Genomic DNA, 17313 nt, shown 5'->3' with positions numbered 1-17313 from the left:
CAACAACGGAGGAGCTCCCCATGTACGAGATCGGCCATTTCATCGGCGGCAAGAAGGTCGCTGGCACCAGCGGTCGCACCGCGAATGTCTACAATCCGGCGACGGGCGAGGTCCAGGCGACCGTGGCGCTCGCCAACGATGCCGACCTGCAGGCCGCAATCGACAGCGCGCTTTCCGCGCAGCCGAAGTGGGCCGCCACCAACCCGCAGCGCCGCGCCCGCGTCTTCATGAAGTTCGTCGAGCTTCTGAACCAGAACATGGACGAACTGGCTGTCCTGATCTCCCGCGAGCACGGCAAGACGGTCGAAGACTCGAAGGGCGACGTCATTCGCGGCCTCGAAGTCTGCGAATTCGTCATCGGCATTCCGCATCTCATGAAGAGCGAGTTCACGGAAGGCGCCGGCCCGAACATCGACATGTATTCGATCCGCCAGCCGGTCGGCATCGGCGCGGGCATCACGCCGTTCAACTTCCCGGGCATGATCCCGATGTGGATGTTCGCGCCCGCCATCGCCTGCGGCAACGCCTTCATCCTAAAGCCCTCCGAGCGTGACCCGTCCCTGCCGATCCGCCTTGCCGAACTGATGATCGAAGCGGGTCTGCCCGCCGGCATCCTCAACGTCGTCAACGGCGACAAGGGTGCGGTCGATGGCATCCTGGCGCACCCGGATATCGCTGCCGTTTCCTTCGTCGGTTCCACGCCGATCGCCCGCTACGTCTATGGCACGGCTGCTGCCAACGGCAAGCGCGCCCAGTGCTTCGGCGGCGCGAAGAACCACATGATCATCATGCCCGACGCCGATCTCGACCAGGCCGCGAACGCCCTCATGGGCGCCGGCTACGGTTCGGCCGGCGAGCGCTGCATGGCGATCTCGGTTGCCGTTCCGGTCGGCGAGGAAACCGCCAACCGTCTGATCGACAAGCTGACGCCGATGATCGAAAGCCTGCGCATCGGCCCCTATACCGATGACAAGGCCGACATGGGCCCGGTTGTCACCAAGGAAGCCCAGGCGCGTATCCTGAGCCTCATCGACAAGGGCGTGGAAGAAGGCGCCAACCTTGTCGTCGACGGCCGCGGCTTCAAGCTCCAGGGTTATGAAGACGGCTACTTCGTCGGCGGCTGCCTATTCGACAACGTCACGCCGGACATGGAAATCTACAAGACCGAAATCTTCGGCCCGGTCCTCTCCGTCGTTCGCGCCAAGAATTACGAGGAAGCCCTCGACCTGCCGATGAAGCACGAATACGGCAACGGCGTCGCGATCTACACCCGTGACGGCGATGCTGCCCGCGACTTCGCCAGCCGCATCAACATCGGCATGGTCGGCGTCAACGTTCCGATCCCGGTTCCGCTCGCCTACCACTCCTTCGGCGGCTGGAAGTCCTCGTCCTTCGGCGACCTCAACCAGCATGGCACGGACTCGATCAAGTTCTGGACCCGCACCAAGACGATCACCAGCCGCTGGCCGTCCGGCATCAAGGACGGTGCCGAATTCGTCATGCCGACGATGAAGTAAACGATCCTCCCGGATTGATTGTGGAAAGGGCTCCCGTCGGGGGCCCTTTTTTCATTGCCCCTTTTTTGTGCTCTGCGAAGAATAGGGGAGAAGCCCGACCCGTTTACCCCTCGTGTTCTATGCATTTGGAAGGGGCAAACTATGTCATTTGCAGAATCGGCGCGGCCCGCGGGACAGGCGGGCGGCTTCCACCGGATTGTGTTTACCGGCAAGGCATCCGAATATTTCGGCATCTGGATCGTCAATGTGCTTTTGACGATCGTCACGCTCGGCATCTATTCCGCCTGGGCAAAGGTCCGTCGCAACCGTTACTTTTTTGGCAACACCGTCCTGCTCGGCCGGTCCTTTGAATATCACGCAAAGGGATTGCAGATCCTTATTGGCCGCCTGATCGTGCTCGGCGGTTTTGTCGTTCTCAACATCATTGCGGCACTGGTACCGATCCTCGTGCTGCTGCCGACCCTTGTCGTGCTGATCGCGCTGCCGTGGCTCGTCGCCAAGGGCCTGCGCTTCAGCGCGCGCGTCACCAGCTATCGCAATGTGCGCTTCGATTTCGTCGGTGGTGCCGGCGGCGCCTTCAAGGCCTTCATTCTGGGCAGCCTGCTCGCGGTCATCACCATCGGCATCCTGACGCCGCTCGCCAGCCGCTGGGTCGCCCGTTATGTCGGCTCGAACCTGCGCTATGGCGGCAAGGCCTTCGAGACCGATCCGAAGCTCGGGCCGCTCTACAAGTCTTGGCTCCTGTCGTTCCTGATCGCGCTCGTCGGCCTCGGCATCATCGCGCTGCTCGTCCTCATGAACCTGTCGCTCATCCTCCCGATGATCGAGACGCCCGGCTTGCTGACGCCGGAGCAGCAGATCCCGCTCATCTTCAGCGCGGTCATCGGCTATATCGTGCTTTTTGCCACCTTCGGCATTGCCGGCCTGTTCTACAAGGCGGGCGTGCGCAACGTCACCTGGTCGGCGACGACCTTCGATGGCCAGCACCAGTTGATGAGCGACGTGTCGCGCACCCGCTATACCTGGATCGCCATTTCCAACGTGATCGTGACGATCCTCACCCTCGGCCTTATGCGCCCCTGGGCAGCGGTGCGCATGGCGCGCTATACCTGGGAGCACACCGGCATCACCTTCACGGGCGACGTCGGCGAGCTGTTCAACCGGATCGAGGCACAGGGTTCGGCGGTCGGCTCGGAGTTCATGGACTTTGAAGGGTTCGATTTTGGCTTCTGACAATGCCGCAATCGCCGCTGGGGAATGGCACCCTGCCGGTTCAAGCCGCTCAGTGGAGGCGCGCCTCATCGAGCGGGCAGGGGAGATCGCGGCCGTGCCGGTGGGGGGCGAAAAGCCACTCGCCGGTGCAGGCCTTTCCTGGGTGGAGATTTCCGGCCGTGTCGGTTCCATTCCGCGCCGGGTGACGTTCCCGGACGGCTCGATCTTCGAGACCTGGGACAATGACGGCGTCGACCGTTACCTCGCGATGCGGGGCAAGGGCGGTGCCGGTCTCGTGCACTGGCTGGAGCAGTTCCGCCTGCGCCTCATCGTGATCGTCCTGCTGGCGTTTGTGCTCGGCGGAGCGGTTTATCGCTGGGGCGTGCCGTTGCTTGTCGAAGTGGCGATCGCCACGACGCCACCGATCGTGCCGCAGCTCATGGCGAAGGGCACGCTCGAAGCGCTCGACCAGACGACCTTCTCGCCGACAAAACTGCCGGATGACCGCCGCAAGGACATCGCCGACGGTTTCGCCCGTATCGCCGCCCAGTCACCGCGTGGTGCCGGCGCCTACACCCTCAACTTCCGGGATGGCGGCCTGATCGGCCCGAATGCCTTCGCGCTGCCGGACGGCACGCTGGTCATCACCGACCAGCTCGTCACCATGGCGGGCGGCGATACGGAAATGGTGGTCGGCGTGCTGGCGCACGAGATCGGCCATGTCGAGCTGGAGCACAGTCTCCGGCAATTCTACCGCGCCGCCGGCATGACCGGCCTCATCATGCTGATCGCCGGCGACGTCGGCTCGGCCGTCGAGGACGTGCTGGTGCAGGGCGGCGGCCTGCTGGCGCTCTCCTATTCGCGCTCGGCCGAGGCCGAGGCGGACCGGCGTTCGGTGGAGCTGATGGCCAAGGCCGGCTACGACCCAACGGCGATCGCCCGCTTCTTCGCGCTGCTGGAGGAAAAGCTCGGCGATAAGTCGAATACCAATATCCTGTCCACCCATCCGGGCACGCCGCAGCGCAAGAAGGACATCATCGACTATTCCCGGATCATCTCCGGCCAGTCGGACCCGGACCTGCAATAAACGAAAACGGCAGCCGATGGCCGCCGCGCCGTTAACACCATCCACCGTCGTCATCCTCGGCCTTGAGCCGAGGATCCACGGCCACGCCCGGAGCCTGAATGGTCGTGTCAGACCCGATCATGCCCGAGGTGAAGCGCAGGGCGCGGCAAGCAAGGAATGAGAAACGAAAACGGCGGCCCGAAAGCCGCCGTTTCCTGTTTGCCTTGGGAGGCTGGGTATTACTGCGACGGACCGTCGTTGTAGCCGACCTTGTCGACCAGCTCGGAGGCCTTCTTGCGGTTTGCCGCGATGTCGACGAGCGGCAGGGCATCCGGCTTCAGCGTGCCGAACGACTTGACGATCTCCGAAGGCTCTGCGCCCGGCATGACGGGATATTCATAGACCTGCTCGGCATAGATCTTCTGTGCGGTGCCTTCCGACAGGAATTCCATGAGCTTCAGGGCGTTGTCCTTGTTCGGCGCATTCTTGGCGAGCGCCATGCCGGACACGTTGACGTGGCTGCCGCGGTCGTTGGCATTCGGGAAGAGCACCTTGATGGCCGCTGCCCAGTCCTTTTGCTCCGGCTCCTTCTCATTGGTCAGCATGAGGCCGACATAATAGGAGTTGCCGAGCGCCAGGTCGCATTCGCCGGCGAGGATCGCCTTGGCCTGGTCACGGTCGCCGCCGTCCGGCTTCTTGGCGAGGTTGTTCTTGAGGCCGGTCAGCCACTTTTCCGCTTCGGCTTCGCCGTGGTGGGCGATCATCGAGGCGGTGAGGCCGATATTGTAGGAGTGCTGGCCGTCACGCGTGCAGATCTTGCCCTTCCACTTCGGGTCGGCAAGCTCCTCATAGGTGATCTCGTTCTGCGCGACGCGGTCCTTCGAGGCATAGACGACGCGCGAACGCGTGGTGAGGCCGAACCAGTTGCCGTCCGGATCGCGATACTGCGCCGGGATGTCCTTGTTGATGGTGTCGTTCTGCACCGTCTGCGTCACGCCGCCGTCCTTGGCTTCGGTGAGACGCGCGATGTCGACCGTCAGGATGACGTCGGCCGGCGAGTTGGCGCCTTCCGCCTGGATGCGTTCCACGAGACCCTTGTCGAGGAACAGCACGTTGGTGGTGATGCCGGTTTCCTTGGTGAATTCGTCGAGCAGCGGCTTGATCAGGTCCGGCTGGCGATAGGAATAGATGTTGACTTCGCCGTCTGCATGCGCCGGTACGGCGAGCGTCAAACCAGCGGCCGAAAGAGCAAGGGCGGTGAGGGACGTCTTGAGCAGTTGCATGGGGTCCTCCTGATATGTTTATTCCTGACTGCTAAAGTCGTGTTTAGCGGCTTGCCCCCCGCAGTCAACCATGCGACCACTGTCATAACATGAATGTGATTTTCCGCTTTTTGGAATTGTTCTAAACGGCGATCCATCTTATATGTGTTCGGACTTAAAACCGGATTCGGAGTTCCCGATGCGTCTGACGAAACAAACCAACTATGCCGTGCGCATGTTGATGTACTGCGCGGCGAACGGTGACAAGCTCAGCCGCATTCCGGAAATCGCCCGGGCGTATGGCGTCTCGGAGCTTTTCCTGTTCAAGATTCTCCAGCCGCTCACCAAGGCCGGCATCATCCAGACGGTGCGCGGCCGCAACGGTGGCGTGCGCCTGCCGAAGCCTGCCAGCGAAATCACGCTGTTCGATGTGGTCCGGGTGACGGAAGATTCCTTTGCGATGGCGGAATGTTTCGAGGCGGGTGAGGTCGAATGCCCGCTGGTCGACAGCTGTGGCCTCAACGCGGCGCTGCGCAAGGCGCTGAACGCTTTCTTCGACGTGCTCCAGCAATATACGATCGACGATCTCGTCAAGGCACGCCCGCAGATCGGCCTGCTGCTCGGCCTGGAGATTCCGCCGGCCGTCCAGCAGCAGCCGGCCGCCTGAGAACGCGTGGCGCCGGTTATTGCCCGGCGCTGACGTCCCGTTTCACATATTCCTGTAGAATGAATTCGACGGCCGTGGGATCGAGTTCGGCCTTGTCGATGCGGAAGTCGACGCCGTAATCGTCGATCTTCTGGAAATAGGCGTCGCTGATCGAAGACGAGATTACGCCGACCGGGCCGATATAACCGTTGCGCCGCAGCTCCGGCACGGTTTCCCGGAAATCCGCCTGCGGCTGGAGCCGGTTGTCCATCAGAACCATGTCGAGTGCTGCGCCGGACGACCGGATGAAGCCGAGCGCGTCCTCTACCGTCTCCACATAGTGCAGCGTGATCGCATAGCTCGTCACCTTGCGCATGAGAGCGCCGATGATGAGGTTTTCCGCAGGATCGTCATCGACGAGCAGGATATGCACTTGTGCTGGCATGGCGGTAGCTGAACCTGATTGCGTCGAGAGGGCCGCCGGAGGCCGGACAAGCCGCGTTTACTGTCATCCAGGCCGCGTTCATTAACAAGTCCCTAACTTTGCTATCGACGAGGAATTGTTCCATCGCGCTGTTAGGCCGTGTGCGGTCCCGGACGGGCTATTGGATGATCTGCTCGCGGATCGCCTTGGCGACCATCTGCGTGCGGTTGACGACGTCGAGCTTCTTGAGAATGGTCGCGGTATGTGAATTCACGGTGTGCTCGGACACCGAGACGATGAGGGCGATTTCGCTCGCCGTCTTGCCATAGGAAATCCAGCGCAGGATCTCCGTTTCGCGCGGCGTCAGCCCCATGCCGGCCTTGTTGGCAAGGACCTGCCGGTGGAAATAATCGAAAGCGCAGTTCGCCTCGTAGCAGATTTCGAAATGCTCGGTGCGGCCGATGTCGTCCCCGTCGCCGAGGAACAGCACGATGTAGCGCGTCCCGGCGACCGAATGCACCGGAATGGACAACGCCATGTCGAAGCCGATCTGGTCGATGAAATCCGCGCCCTCGGCCGATGAACCGTTATGCCCGTCGTGGTCGGACGCTTGCCAGACCGTCGAGATGGTGGATTTGTAGAAGCTCCGGAAGAGCGCGGAATCGTTGAGGCGGTGGCGCTTGTCGTAGGTTTCGGCCAGCCCCGCCGGCAGATCGTGCAACACGAGACGGGCGGCAAGCGTGCTGGTCTCGTGTTCATTGGCCAGCTGGAGCACACCGAAATGCTCGAAGCCGTAGCGCAATGCCATCGTGTGGAAGATGCGAAAGAAATCGACGCGATTGAGCGCCTTCTCCAGATCGCCTTCAAAATCGTATCTTCTAAAATGTTGGTTCAGTACGGCCACGTGGCCTCCCACCCCCCAAAGATTCCACGCAGTGCAATCTAGCGCCGCAATCTGCGGCGGCAAAGGGTTTTGCGGGACAATTTCGCGACGGCCCGGCGTTTTCAGGCCGATCGCGCGATAAGGTGCTGATAAGGAAGGGAAAATAAAAAAGAGGGACTGTCCTTCTTTTTGCCGCTCGCTCCGCCGCCACGGTGCGAAACGGCAAAGGACAGTCCCTCTTGCCTCGTCGCAGCCTTATGACATGGCGACCTCGGTGCCGCTATCAGGGCAGGTGGGGATTGACAGGCGCCTCCACGACCGATTCGCACTGCTTTTGCAGTGATTTCTAATGCTGTGGAGAATGATGTTCTACGGTTTTTTCCGAATGGACAAATTTGTTCGCGGACTTATTGCAATCCTGCGGCAAATGTCGTTCCATCCGCGCAAGCCGGGGCTGGTAACGCACCCGAGCCCGTAACAAGAGAACAAAAAGCAAATCTGGGAAGCTCACTATGAAAAAGCTGACTACTCTCATCGCTGCGACGGCGCTTGCCTCGCTGATGGCGTCCGCCGCCTGGTCGAAGACCTTTGTTTATTGCTCGGAAGCGTCGCCGGAAGGTTTTGACCCCGGCCTCTATACGGGCGGCCAGACCTTCGATGCGGCCGCACACACGGTTTACAACCGGCTCGTCGAATTCAAGCGCGGCACGACGGAAATCGAGCCTGCGCTGGCCGAGAGCTGGGACATTTCTGCCGATGGCAAGGAATACACCTTCAAGCTGCGCAAGGGCGTCAAGTTCCAGACGACCGAGTATTTCACGCCGACGCGTGAGCTGAATGCAGACGACGTCATCTTCTCCTTCGAGCGCCAGTACAAGGCCGACAACCCGTGGAACAAGTACGTTCCGGGCGCGTCCTGGGAATACTTCTCCGGCATGGGCCTGCCGGATGTTCTCGACAAGATCGAGAAGGTCGACGACCTGACGGTCAAGATCACGCTGAAGCGTCCCGAAGCGCCGTTGCTGGCGAACCTCGGCATGCCCTTCATCTCGATCGTCTCGAAGGAATATGCCGACAAGCTGCAGGCTGACGGCAAGATGGAGCTGATGAACCAGCAGCCGCTGGGCACCGGTCCGTTCACCTTCGTCGCCTACCAGCCGGATGCGGCCATCCGCTACAAGGCAAACCCGGATTACTGGGGTGGCAAGCAGAAGATCGACGATCTCGTCTTCGCGATCACCACGGACGCTGCCGTTCGCGCGCAGAAGCTGAAGGCTGGCGAATGCCACCTGATGTCCTACCCGAACGCCGCCGACGTCGCCGAGCTGAAGGCCGACCCGAACCTGCACATCTCCGAGCAGGCCGGCCTGAACGTCGCCTACCTCGCCTACAACACGCTCGTGGCACCGTTCGACAAGGTCGAGGTCCGCAAGGCCCTCAACATGGCGATCAACCGCCAGGCCATCGTCGACGCCGTCTTCCAGGGCGCGGCGACTGTTGCCAAGAACCCGATCCCGCCGACCATGTGGTCGTATAACGACGCCGTCGAAGACGACAAGTTCGATCCGGAAGCGGCCAAGAAGATGCTTGCCGATGCTGGCGTTTCGGATCTCAAGATGAAGATCTGGGCGATGCCGGTTGCCCGTCCGTACATGCTGAACGCCCGTCGTGCAGCAGAACTGATGCAGGCCGACCTTGCCAAGATCGGCGTCACGGCCGAAATCGTCTCCTACGAATGGGCCGAGTACCTGAAGCTCTCGTCTGCCAAGGACCGCGATGGCGCGGCCATCCTCGGCTGGACGGGCGACAATGGCGACCCGGACAACTTCCTTGACACCCTGCTCGGCTGCGATGCCGTCGGCGGCAACAACCGCGCGCAGTGGTGCAACAAGGAATTCGATGACCTGATGACGAAGGCGAAGGAAACCGCCGACGTTGCAGAGCGCACGAAGCTGTATGAAGAGGCCCAGGTCATCTTCAAGCGCGAAGCGCCCTGGAACACGCTCGACCATTCGCTCGCCGTCGTTCCGATGAGCAAGAAGGTTTCTGGCTTCGTCCAGTCTCCGCTTGGTGACTTCGTGTTCGAAGGCGTGGACATCGCCGAGTAATATCGGCTACGAAAAAAGGCACGCCGCAAAGAGCGTGCAATGGCCGGCGGCTCGAAGACATTCGGGCCGCCGGTTTTTCAAAAGAAAGAAGGGATTGGCTCCCATGTTGCGCTTTATCGTCGGACGGCTTGCCGTCCTGATACCTACGTTCCTCGGGGTATCGTTGATCGCGTTCTCCTTCATTCGACTTCTGCCGGGCGATCCGGTCATGCTGATGTCGGGTGAACGCGTCATGTCTCCGGAACGGCACACCGAGCTCATGCAGCAGCTCGGCCTCGACCGTCCGATGTACATCCAGTATTTCGACTATCTGACCGGCTTGCTCACGGGCGACTTCGGCTCGTCGATCGTGACCAAGCGGCCGGTGCTCGATGACTTCCTGCAGCTCTTCCCGGCTACGCTGGAATTGTCGCTCTGCGCTATCATCGTGGCCATCGCGCTTGGCATTCCAGCCGGCGTGCTCGCCGCGGTGAAGCGAGGGACCTGGCTCGACCAGTCACTGATGGGCGTTGCGCTCGTCGGCTATTCGATGCCGATCTTCTGGTGGGGTCTGCTGCTCATCATCTTCTTCTCCGGCTATCTTGGCTGGACCCCGGTCTCCGGGCGCATTTCGCTGATGTACTTCTTCCCGCAGGTCACCGGTTTCATGCTGATCGACAGCTTGATCTCGGGACAAGCAGGGGCGTTCAAATCGGCGGTGAGCTACCTGATCCTGCCGACCGTCGTGCTTGCGACCATCCCGCTCGCGGTCATCGCGCGCCAGACCCGTTCGGCCATGCTCGAAGTGCTCGGTGAGGATTATGTCCGCACCGCCCGCGCCAAGGGTCTTTCGCCGTTCCGGGTCATCGGCGTGCATGCGCTGCGCAACGCGATGATCCCCGTCATTACCACGATCGGCCTTCAGGTCGGCGTGCTTCTGGCGGGCGCCATTCTTACCGAGACGATCTTCTCCTGGCCGGGCATCGGCAAGTGGATGGTCGACAGCGTCTTCAAGCGCGACTATGCCGTGGTGCAGGGTGGCCTGATGCTGATCGCTGCCGTCATCATGATCGTCAACCTCGTGGTCGACCTGCTTTACGGCTGGATCAACCCGCGTATCCGGCACTAGGAGGCGATCTCATGAGTGCAGTTCAGACAACCACCGAGACCAAGACGGGCGGTTCGCCGCCGTCCGGCCTCTCCGAATTCTGGTTCTACTTCTCGCGCAACAAGGGCGCCGTCATCGGCCTCGCCTTCTTCCTGGTCATCCTGTTCGTGGCGGTCTTCGCGCCTTTCGTCGCGCCGCACAGCCCGAGCATCCAGAACCGCGAACTCCTTCTCCTGCCGCCCGTCTTCTCCGAAGGCGGTAGCTGGGGACACATTCTTGGCACCGACGCCGTCGGCCGCGATATCCTGTCGCGCCTCATCTACGGCGCACGCTTCTCGCTCTTCATCGGTCTCGTCGTCGTGACGCTGTCGGTGGTCTCGGGCGTGCTGATCGGTCTCGTCGCCGGTTACTTCCGCGGCAGGGTCGATACCGCGATCATGCGCGTCATGGATATCATCCTGGCGTTTCCGTCGCTGCTGCTCGCCCTGGTGCTGGTGGCGGTGCTCGGTCCCGGCCTGCTCAACGCGATGATCGCCATCTCGCTCGTCAACCAGCCGCACTTCGTGCGCCTGACGCGCGCGGCCGTTATGACGGAAAAGACCAAGGACTATGTGATCGGCTCGAAGGTCGCGGGTGCGGGCACGCTGCGCCTGATGTTCCTGACGATCCTGCCGAACTGCCTGGCGCCGCTGATCGTCCAGGCGACGCTTGCCTTCTCGGCGGCGATCCTCGACGCGGCCGCCCTCGGCTTCCTCGGCATGGGCGCCCAGCCGCCGACGCCGGAATGGGGCACCATGCTTGCCGAAGCGCGCGAATTTATCCAGCGCGCCTGGTGGGTCGTGACCTTCCCCGGCCTTGCCATCCTCATCACCGTGCTTGCCATCAACCTCATGGGTGACGGCCTGCGCGACGCCCTCGATCCCAAGCTGAAGAGGTCGTGATGTCGCTTCTCGAAATCAAAAACCTCACCGTCGAATTCCAGACGGCCTCCGGCCCCTTCCGGGCGGTGGATGGCGTTTCCCTCAAGGTCGACGAGGGCGAGGTTCTCGCCATCGTCGGTGAATCCGGCTCCGGCAAGTCGGTCTCTATGCTCGCTGCCATGGGGCTTCTGCCCTGGACGGCGAAGGTGACGGCCGATGTGCTGACCTTCAACGGCCGCGACATGCAGTCCATGTCGGACAGCGACCGGCGCAAGATCATCGGCAAGGACATTGCCATGATCTTCCAGGAACCGATCGCCAGCCTCAATCCGTGCTTCACGGTCGGCTTCCAGATCGAAGAAGTGCTGCGCATCCATACGGACCTGTCCCGCAAGGCGCGCCGCGACCGGGCGATCGAACTCTTCCAGTCCGTCGGTATTCCGAACCCGGAAGAGCGCCTCGGCCACTTCCCGCACCAGATGTCGGGTGGCCAGTGCCAGCGCGTGATGATCGCGACCGCGCTCGCCTGCAATCCGAAACTTCTGATCGCCGACGAGCCGACCACCGCGCTCGACGTGACGATCCAGAAGCAGATCCTCGACCTCCTGATGAAGCTCCAGGCCGAGCACGGCATGGGCCTCATCATCATCACCCACGACATGGGCGTCGTCGCCGAAACCGCCGACCGCGTCATCGTGCAGTACAAGGGTCGCCAGATCGAATCCGCCGACGTGCTGTCGCTCTTCGAAAGCCCTAAGAGCGTCTACACCAAGGCGCTGCTGTCCGCGCTTCCGGAAAATGCGGTGGGCGGGCGCCTGCCGACCATCACGGAAAAGCTGACTGACACCGAGATTTTTGCGGGAGCCGTGCGATGACCCCTGTTCTCGAAGCAAAGAACCTCAAGCGCGACTATCACATCCCCGGCGGCCTGTTCAAACCGGGCAAGACCGTTCACGCCGTCAAGGGCGTGAGCTTCAAGGTCGAGCAGGGCAAGACGCTCGCCATCGTCGGCGAAAGCGGTTGCGGCAAGTCGACGCTTGCCCGCATGGTCACGATGATCGACCCGATCACCGAGGGCGAAATGCTGATCGACGGCGGTAAGGTCGATATCGCCAGCGAGCCGTTGACCTCCGAAATGCGCAGCAAGGTGCAGATCGTCTTCCAGAACCCCTATGGTTCGCTCAATCCGCGCAAGAAGATCGGCGATATCCTGACGGAACCGCTGGTCATCAACACCAAGGTGCCGGCAGACGAGCGGCGTGACCGCGCCATGGCCATGCTGAAGAAGGTGGGCCTGGAGGAGAAACATTACGGGCGCTACCCGCACATGTTCTCCGGCGGCCAGCGCCAGCGCGTGGCGATCGCCCGCGCGCTGATGCTCAATCCGCGCCTTCTGGTGCTCGATGAGCCGGTTTCGGCCCTCGACCTGTCGGTGCAGGCTCAGGTTCTCAACCTGCTCGCCGACCTGCAGGATGAGTTCCAGCTCACCTACGTCTTCATCAGCCACGATCTCTCGGTCGTGCGCCACATCGCAAATGACGTGATGGTGATGTATTTCGGCGAGGCGGTGGAATATGGCAGCCGCGACCAGGTCTTCGAGGACCCGCAGCACAGCTACACCAAGACCCTCTTCGCCGCGACGCCCCGCGTCGACGTGGACGCCATCCGCGCCCGCATCGAACGGCGCAAGCGCGTCGCCTGAAAACGAACAGCCCATGACGCAGATACGCGCTATCGTCGTCATGGGCATTTTCGGCTACGCTTTCCCCCGCCAAGGCTCCCCGACGGCATTGTCGCCGCAGCCCGCGATGGGCTGAGAGCACTCAGGTAATCTCCGCCCAGGCGGAATTTCCCACGGACACTGGCATCTTTGCGCTGGGCCCCCTATAGACGGCGGGTCCGCTGGCCATCGCGCGCCTGCGGTTTCCGAAAAATTCCGAGACGTGACAGGAACGAGACATGGACATCAAACGCTTTGAAACCGGCCCGCGCATGAGCCAGGCTGTCGTGCACAACGGAACCGTCTATCTGGCCGGCCAGGTCGGTGAAGCCGGCTCCGATGTCACCGAGCAGACCAAGCAGGCGCTTGCCGAGGTCGATCGCCTGCTGGCGCTTGCCGGCACGGATAAGACCCGCATTCTCTCCGCTCAGATCTGGCTGGCCGACATGGTCGATTTTCCGAAGATGAACGCCGTCTGGGATACCTGGGCGCCGCAGGGCCACACGCCCGCCCGCGCGACCGGCGAATCCAAGCTCGCCACGCCGGAATACCTGGTTGAAGTCATCGTCGTCGCCGCGCTTTGATCGGCGGCACATGACGGAAACGGAAAAGGCCCGCTTTCGCGGGCCTTTTTTATGTGTGTTGCCAGTGCCGTCAGGCGGATTTTGCCAGTCGCGCCTGCTCGTCGAAGAACAGCGCCTGGCTGATCAGCGCCTTCACCATGTCCGGGTTGAATGGCTTGGTGACGAGGAAGGCCGGTTCCGGCTTTTCGCCGGTCAGAAGCCGCTCGGGGAAGGCGGTGATGAAGATCACCGGGATCGTGCTGTTCTTCAGGATGTCGTTGACCGCGTCGATGCCCGACGAGCCGTCGGCAAGCTGGATATCCGCCAGCACCATGCGCGGCGAGGTGCGGTGATAGAGTTCGACCGCTTCGGAATGGGTGCGCGCGATGCCGGTCACGTTGTGACCGAGGCCCCGCACCATGTCCTCGATGTCCATGGCGATCAGCGGCTCGTCCTCGATGATCATGATGTCGGTCGCGACCTGGCTGGAGATGTCGCGCGACGCCTCGTCGAGCAGCTCGGCGAACCGTTCTTCCGAAACGTCGAGAATGTCGGCGGCTTCACTCATGTCGAAGCCCTCGACGGCCACCAGCAGGAACGCCTTGCGCTCGGCCGGCGGGAGGTTCGCGAGATTGGCGGCAGCCTGCCGCTCCCAGCCGAAGGGCGAGGTGTTGTCCGGCAGCGTCACATCGAGGTTCTCAAACAGCGTGCAGTAGAGCCGGTAAAGCGCGATCCGGTCGTTGCGACCCTCGGGATAGAGCGAGATATCGGTGACGAGCGCCTCCAGCATGGCGGCGACATAGGCGTCACCGGACGTCTGCGAACCCGTGACGGCACGGGAAAACCGCCGCAGATAGGCGAGATGCGGTGCGATACGGGTGGAAAGTGACATTTAGTTCTCCCTGAATATGTTCCGCATCGGAACCGTTTCCGCTAGAGTTCATTATGCGGAAACCTATTGGTAGCATGCTAAGTCTGACTTGCTATTTGGAATCTTGGGCAAAAGGAAGATAGCGGGCGGCAGGCGATGGAAACAAGACCATGATCGAGCCCAGTAAAGACAAGAGACGCGGCAGTGGCAACGCCCCTGCCAAGGCTGCCTTTGACCCTAACGGTCCGATTGGCCGCAAGCTGAAATCCTTCTACGACGTCATAGAGACCGAGCCGGTACCGAGCCGTCTGCTCGACCTTCTGGAAAAACTTGACGAGGCCGAGAGCCGGGCCAAGGGCGGGTCCTGAAATCATCCGGTCTTCCTGGTGCTAGACGTCAAGAAACGGGCCGGAAGGCCCGTTTCTTGTTTGGGTATACGGCGCTTGTTTAGCGGCAACGCGCTTCGTAGCGACGGCCATAACGGTCGCGGTAGATGCAGTAGCCGCTACGGTCGGAGCGTGCGATCAGGTAACCTGCCGCACCGCCGATGGCAGCACCCGCAAGCGCGCCGCCGGCACGCCCGGTAACGGCCCCGCCGATGATGGCGCCGGATGCCGCGCCGATCGCCGTGCCGCGTTCGGTCTGGCTGCACGCGGTCAGCGTGACTGTGGAGGCGATGAGCGCAAACGCAATAATGGTCTTCTTCATGGTTTCGGCTCCTGGAATGGGGTTCGGGATCAGATGCGTCCCATGAGGACGAGAATGAGGAGGATGACAACGATCAGACCCAGACCGCCTGACGGGCCGTAACCCCAGCCACGGCTATATCCCCAGTTCGGCAAGGCGCCGATCAGAAGCAGGATCAAAATCACGAGGAGAATGGTGCTCATCTGCACGTCCTTTCACGTCCGGCTCGCTATCGAGCGATGCGCCAACAACGGGTGGTGGTGGATTTTGTTCCCAACAATGTGACAGCCGCGTCATCGGGCATTCCGGAACTTTCTTCGCGTCCTGCCGTTGCTTGCCCAACCTGACGAGGGGCCTCGCCACGAGGCCCGGCACGGGGATGGAGAGTGAAATGGAACACATAGCCGCTATCATGCTTCTGGTCGGCTGCAGCCATGGCAGCCTCGCCTGTGAAGAATTGCCAGCGCCCCAGGTGGCGTTTGAATCCATGGAAGAATGCCAGGACGCACTTCCCGTCGCACTCGGTGGCGCAGGCGCAAGCAAGCGCATCGTGCACGGCCGCTGCGCGGCGGTCGATCCGGCGTGGATGGAGGACGATGTCGAGATCAGCTGGCGCATGAGCCGGGAGAACGGGCTGCAGATCGATATTCGACAGGTCAGCCCGTCGACCGACGGCATGGTCGTCGCCGAAAACGCCTACCCGGCGGACGTTCCCGTCAAGCTGCACTGAATTTCGCCAGGAACCTTTCCGGCGCTGGTCTGTTTCCTTGAGGTCAACGCCATCGCGTTCAACGGAACAGAAAGGACAGCGACATGAACTGGGATATCATCGAAGGCAAGTGGACCGAGTACAAGGGCAAGGCCCAGGCGCAGTGGGGCAAACTCACGGATGACGATCTCGATGTCATCAAGGGCCGCCGCGTCGAGCTTTCGGGCAAGATCCAGCAGCATTACGGCCTCGCCAAGGAGGAGGCGGAGCGGCAGATCGACGATTGGGCGCGCCGCCACTAAGCACATCTGACTTAAATCGGAATCGGTTTAAGAAAAGATCGTGCACATGAAGTGATGGTTGCTGACCATCCCGATCGCCGCTCATGCCGCCGCAGCCGAAAGGCCGCGGCGGCATCGTTTTGTGCCGTAAAGCTTTTGTCACAAAAGCATTGCATTCTTGTTGATCTCCTGGAACCTTTTTCTTGGGCCCCCGTTTCTCTTTCGATAGAAAGAAGGAGTTCGAAAAATGCTCTATTATGCAGTTGTCTTTCTCGTGATCGCACTTGTCGCCGGCCTGCTCGGCTTTGGCGGTATCGCCGGCGCATCCGCTGGCATCGCGCAGATCCTCTTCTTCGTCTTCCTGGCCCTTCTGGTCCTGTCGCTGATCGCAGGCCTGTTCCGCAGGGCATGAGGACGGAGCATTCCGGACAAGGGCGGCGTTCGCGAACGCCGCCCTTTTGCGTGATGCGGCTGGTCTTGCGGGCTTTGAGGGGATTGGTTAATCAGCGTTCACTTTTTTGAATCCCTGGAGCCTGATTGATGAAATCCCTCGAACTGCTGGTCGAACGCATCATCCTGTCGAGCCGCTGGATCCTGGTGGTCTTCTACCTCGGCCTCGTCGCGGCCCTCGCGGTCTATGCGGTGTCGTTTCTCTACAAGTTCGGCAAGGTGGCGATGAATGTCTTCGTCTTTGACGATGCGGAGATGATCCTCGCCATGCTCGGCCTGATCGATGCGGCCCTTGTCGCGAGCCTCATCCTGATGGTGATGATCGCCGGCTATGAGAACTTCGTCAGCCGCTTCGATGAGGCGGAGGCCGATGTGTCCTTCCTCGGCAAACTCGATTCCGGCAGCCTGAAGATCAAGGTCGCATCGTCCATCGTCGCGATCTCGTCGATCCACCTGCTGCAGGTCTTTCTCAATGTGCAGCAATATACGGACACCAAGCTGATGTGGCTGACCTTCATTCACCTCGCCTTTGTGGTCTCGGCGGTGCTGCTCGGTTTCCTCGAGCAGATCATGTCCAAGCTCAAGGGCTGATGGCTGTGCCGAAAAGGGCAGGGGAGGGGCGCCGCGGATATCCGTCGGCGCCCTTTTTGTTTGGCGCGAAGTCAAGCGAAAACGGTCATTTTTCCCCGATCTTCGTCTTATGCACCGGGCGTATTGCGGTTGTCGGGGCGTATTGCCCTGCCGTAGGGCCGCTTTTTACCGCCCGGACAAGATTTCGGTCGGCGTTTTACCCACTTTGCTGGGCATCAGGAGGACGCCCGATGCGGTATCTCATAAGAAAATTGTTTAATTTCAATCGCTTGTAAGTTTTTTGATTTTTCTTGTTCCACCCTGTTGACGTGTCTGC

21 protein-coding genes are annotated in these 17313 nt (G+C 61.4%); 15 read left to right on the top strand and 6 right to left on the bottom strand.

Annotated features, from left to right (window positions below; genetic code table 11):
- Positions 1-20: 20 nt before the first annotated feature.
- The 3 genes from GR138_RS04550 to GR138_RS04540 all read left to right on the top strand — a co-directional run bounded on the left by GR138_RS04550 (position 21) and on the right by GR138_RS04540 (position 3816).
- Entirely contained in the window at positions 21-1517 is a 1497-nt protein-coding gene (locus tag GR138_RS04550) for a CoA-acylating methylmalonate-semialdehyde dehydrogenase (protein ID WP_160857457.1), read from the top strand.
- Positions 1518-1658: 141 nt separating this feature from the next.
- Positions 1659-2750: a YjgN family protein gene (locus tag GR138_RS04545; protein ID WP_160857456.1), complete on the top strand. Its 1092-nt coding sequence runs from the start codon at positions 1659-1661 to the stop codon at positions 2748-2750.
- On the top strand, positions 2740-3816 hold the full coding sequence (locus tag GR138_RS04540) for a M48 family metallopeptidase (RefSeq protein WP_160857455.1): 1077 nt from the start codon (positions 2740-2742) through the stop codon (positions 3814-3816). The genes GR138_RS04545 and GR138_RS04540 overlap by 11 nt, the downstream gene beginning before the upstream one ends.
- Before the next feature lie 218 nt (positions 3817-4034).
- On the opposite strand, the gene GR138_RS04535 is transcribed toward GR138_RS04540, so the two are convergent.
- Entirely contained in the window at positions 4035-5078 is a 1044-nt protein-coding gene (locus tag GR138_RS04535; protein WP_160857454.1) for a Fe(3+) ABC transporter substrate-binding protein, read from the bottom strand.
- A 178-nt stretch (positions 5079-5256) separates the two neighbouring features.
- Here GR138_RS04535 and rirA point away from each other — a divergent pair, with 178 nt between their 5' ends.
- A complete protein-coding gene (rirA, locus tag GR138_RS04530) occupies positions 5257-5724 on the top strand; it encodes an iron-responsive transcriptional regulator RirA (RefSeq protein ID WP_160857453.1) in 468 nt (155 codons plus the stop codon).
- A 16-nt stretch (positions 5725-5740) separates the two neighbouring features.
- On the opposite strand, the gene GR138_RS04525 is transcribed toward rirA, so the two are convergent.
- Both GR138_RS04525 and GR138_RS04520 read right to left on the bottom strand, forming a co-directional pair.
- Complete coding sequence (locus GR138_RS04525; RefSeq protein WP_160857452.1) at positions 5741-6148, bottom strand: response regulator; 408 nt, start codon at positions 6146-6148, stop codon at positions 5741-5743.
- Positions 6149-6305: 157 nt separating this feature from the next.
- A complete protein-coding gene (locus tag GR138_RS04520; protein WP_160857451.1) occupies positions 6306-7031 on the bottom strand; it encodes a LuxR C-terminal-related transcriptional regulator in 726 nt (241 codons plus the stop codon).
- 491 nt (positions 7032-7522) lie between these two features.
- Here GR138_RS04520 and GR138_RS04515 point away from each other — a divergent pair, with 491 nt between their 5' ends.
- The 6 genes from GR138_RS04515 (at position 7523) to GR138_RS04490 (ending at position 13429) form a co-directional block, all read left to right on the top strand.
- Positions 7523-9118 (top strand): ABC transporter substrate-binding protein, encoded by a 1596-nt coding sequence (locus GR138_RS04515; RefSeq protein WP_160857450.1) that lies wholly within the window; start codon positions 7523-7525, stop codon positions 9116-9118.
- 103 nt (positions 9119-9221) lie between these two features.
- On the top strand, positions 9222-10226 hold the full coding sequence (locus GR138_RS04510) for an ABC transporter permease subunit (RefSeq protein ID WP_160857449.1): 1005 nt from the start codon (positions 9222-9224) through the stop codon (positions 10224-10226).
- A gap of 11 nt (positions 10227-10237) precedes the next feature.
- A complete protein-coding gene (locus tag GR138_RS04505) occupies positions 10238-11146 on the top strand; it encodes an ABC transporter permease subunit (RefSeq protein WP_160857448.1) in 909 nt (302 codons plus the stop codon).
- Complete coding sequence (locus tag GR138_RS04500; protein ID WP_160857447.1) at positions 11146-12000, top strand: ABC transporter ATP-binding protein; 855 nt, start codon at positions 11146-11148, stop codon at positions 11998-12000. Before GR138_RS04505 ends, GR138_RS04500 begins: the two co-directional genes overlap by 1 nt.
- Positions 11997-12827: a dipeptide ABC transporter ATP-binding protein gene (locus GR138_RS04495; protein ID WP_160857446.1), complete on the top strand. Its 831-nt coding sequence runs from the start codon at positions 11997-11999 to the stop codon at positions 12825-12827. Before GR138_RS04500 ends, GR138_RS04495 begins: the two co-directional genes overlap by 4 nt.
- A 257-nt stretch (positions 12828-13084) precedes the next feature.
- Complete coding sequence (locus GR138_RS04490; RefSeq protein WP_160857445.1) at positions 13085-13429, top strand: RidA family protein; 345 nt, start codon at positions 13085-13087, stop codon at positions 13427-13429.
- A gap of 70 nt (positions 13430-13499) precedes the next feature.
- Here GR138_RS04490 and GR138_RS04485 read toward each other — a convergent pair whose 3' ends face one another.
- Positions 13500-14300, bottom strand: coding sequence for a response regulator (locus tag GR138_RS04485; RefSeq protein WP_160857444.1), 801 nt, complete (start codon positions 14298-14300; stop codon positions 13500-13502).
- Positions 14301-14449: 149 nt separating this feature from the next.
- Between GR138_RS04485 and GR138_RS04480 the strand changes: the two genes are divergently transcribed.
- Positions 14450-14647: a NepR family anti-sigma factor gene (locus tag GR138_RS04480; protein ID WP_160857443.1), complete on the top strand. Its 198-nt coding sequence runs from the start codon at positions 14450-14452 to the stop codon at positions 14645-14647.
- A 79-nt stretch (positions 14648-14726) separates the two neighbouring features.
- Here GR138_RS04480 and GR138_RS04475 read toward each other — a convergent pair whose 3' ends face one another.
- Both GR138_RS04475 and GR138_RS04470 read right to left on the bottom strand, forming a co-directional pair.
- Positions 14727-14987 carry a YMGG-like glycine zipper-containing protein gene (locus tag GR138_RS04475; RefSeq protein ID WP_160857442.1) on the bottom strand — a complete coding sequence of 87 codons (261 nt, stop codon included), beginning with the start codon at positions 14985-14987 and terminating at the stop codon, positions 14727-14729.
- A gap of 29 nt (positions 14988-15016) precedes the next feature.
- Positions 15017-15169, bottom strand: a complete 153-nt coding sequence (locus tag GR138_RS04470; RefSeq protein ID WP_160857441.1) for a DUF3309 family protein — start codon at positions 15167-15169, stop codon at positions 15017-15019.
- A 188-nt stretch (positions 15170-15357) separates the two neighbouring features.
- Here GR138_RS04470 and GR138_RS04465 point away from each other — a divergent pair, with 188 nt between their 5' ends.
- From GR138_RS04465 to GR138_RS04450, 4 genes are all read left to right on the top strand, one after another.
- Positions 15358-15696: a hypothetical protein gene (locus GR138_RS04465; protein WP_160857440.1), complete on the top strand. Its 339-nt coding sequence runs from the start codon at positions 15358-15360 to the stop codon at positions 15694-15696.
- An 83-nt stretch (positions 15697-15779) separates the two neighbouring features.
- A complete protein-coding gene (locus GR138_RS04460; protein ID WP_160857439.1) occupies positions 15780-15977 on the top strand; it encodes a CsbD family protein in 198 nt (65 codons plus the stop codon).
- Between the two features lie 226 nt (positions 15978-16203).
- On the top strand, positions 16204-16368 hold the full coding sequence (locus GR138_RS04455) for a DUF1328 domain-containing protein (RefSeq protein ID WP_023514833.1): 165 nt from the start codon (positions 16204-16206) through the stop codon (positions 16366-16368).
- Between the two features lie 128 nt (positions 16369-16496).
- On the top strand, positions 16497-16997 hold the full coding sequence (locus tag GR138_RS04450) for a TIGR00645 family protein (RefSeq protein ID WP_069059874.1): 501 nt from the start codon (positions 16497-16499) through the stop codon (positions 16995-16997).
- The last annotated feature ends 316 nt before the right edge of the window (positions 16998-17313 follow it).

The organism is Shinella kummerowiae, assembly GCF_009827055.1.
GTDB lineage: Bacteria > Pseudomonadota > Alphaproteobacteria > Rhizobiales > Rhizobiaceae > Shinella > Shinella kummerowiae.
The sequence above is the reverse complement of the archived record's forward strand: the minus strand, read 5'-3'. Positions and strand labels throughout refer to the sequence as shown.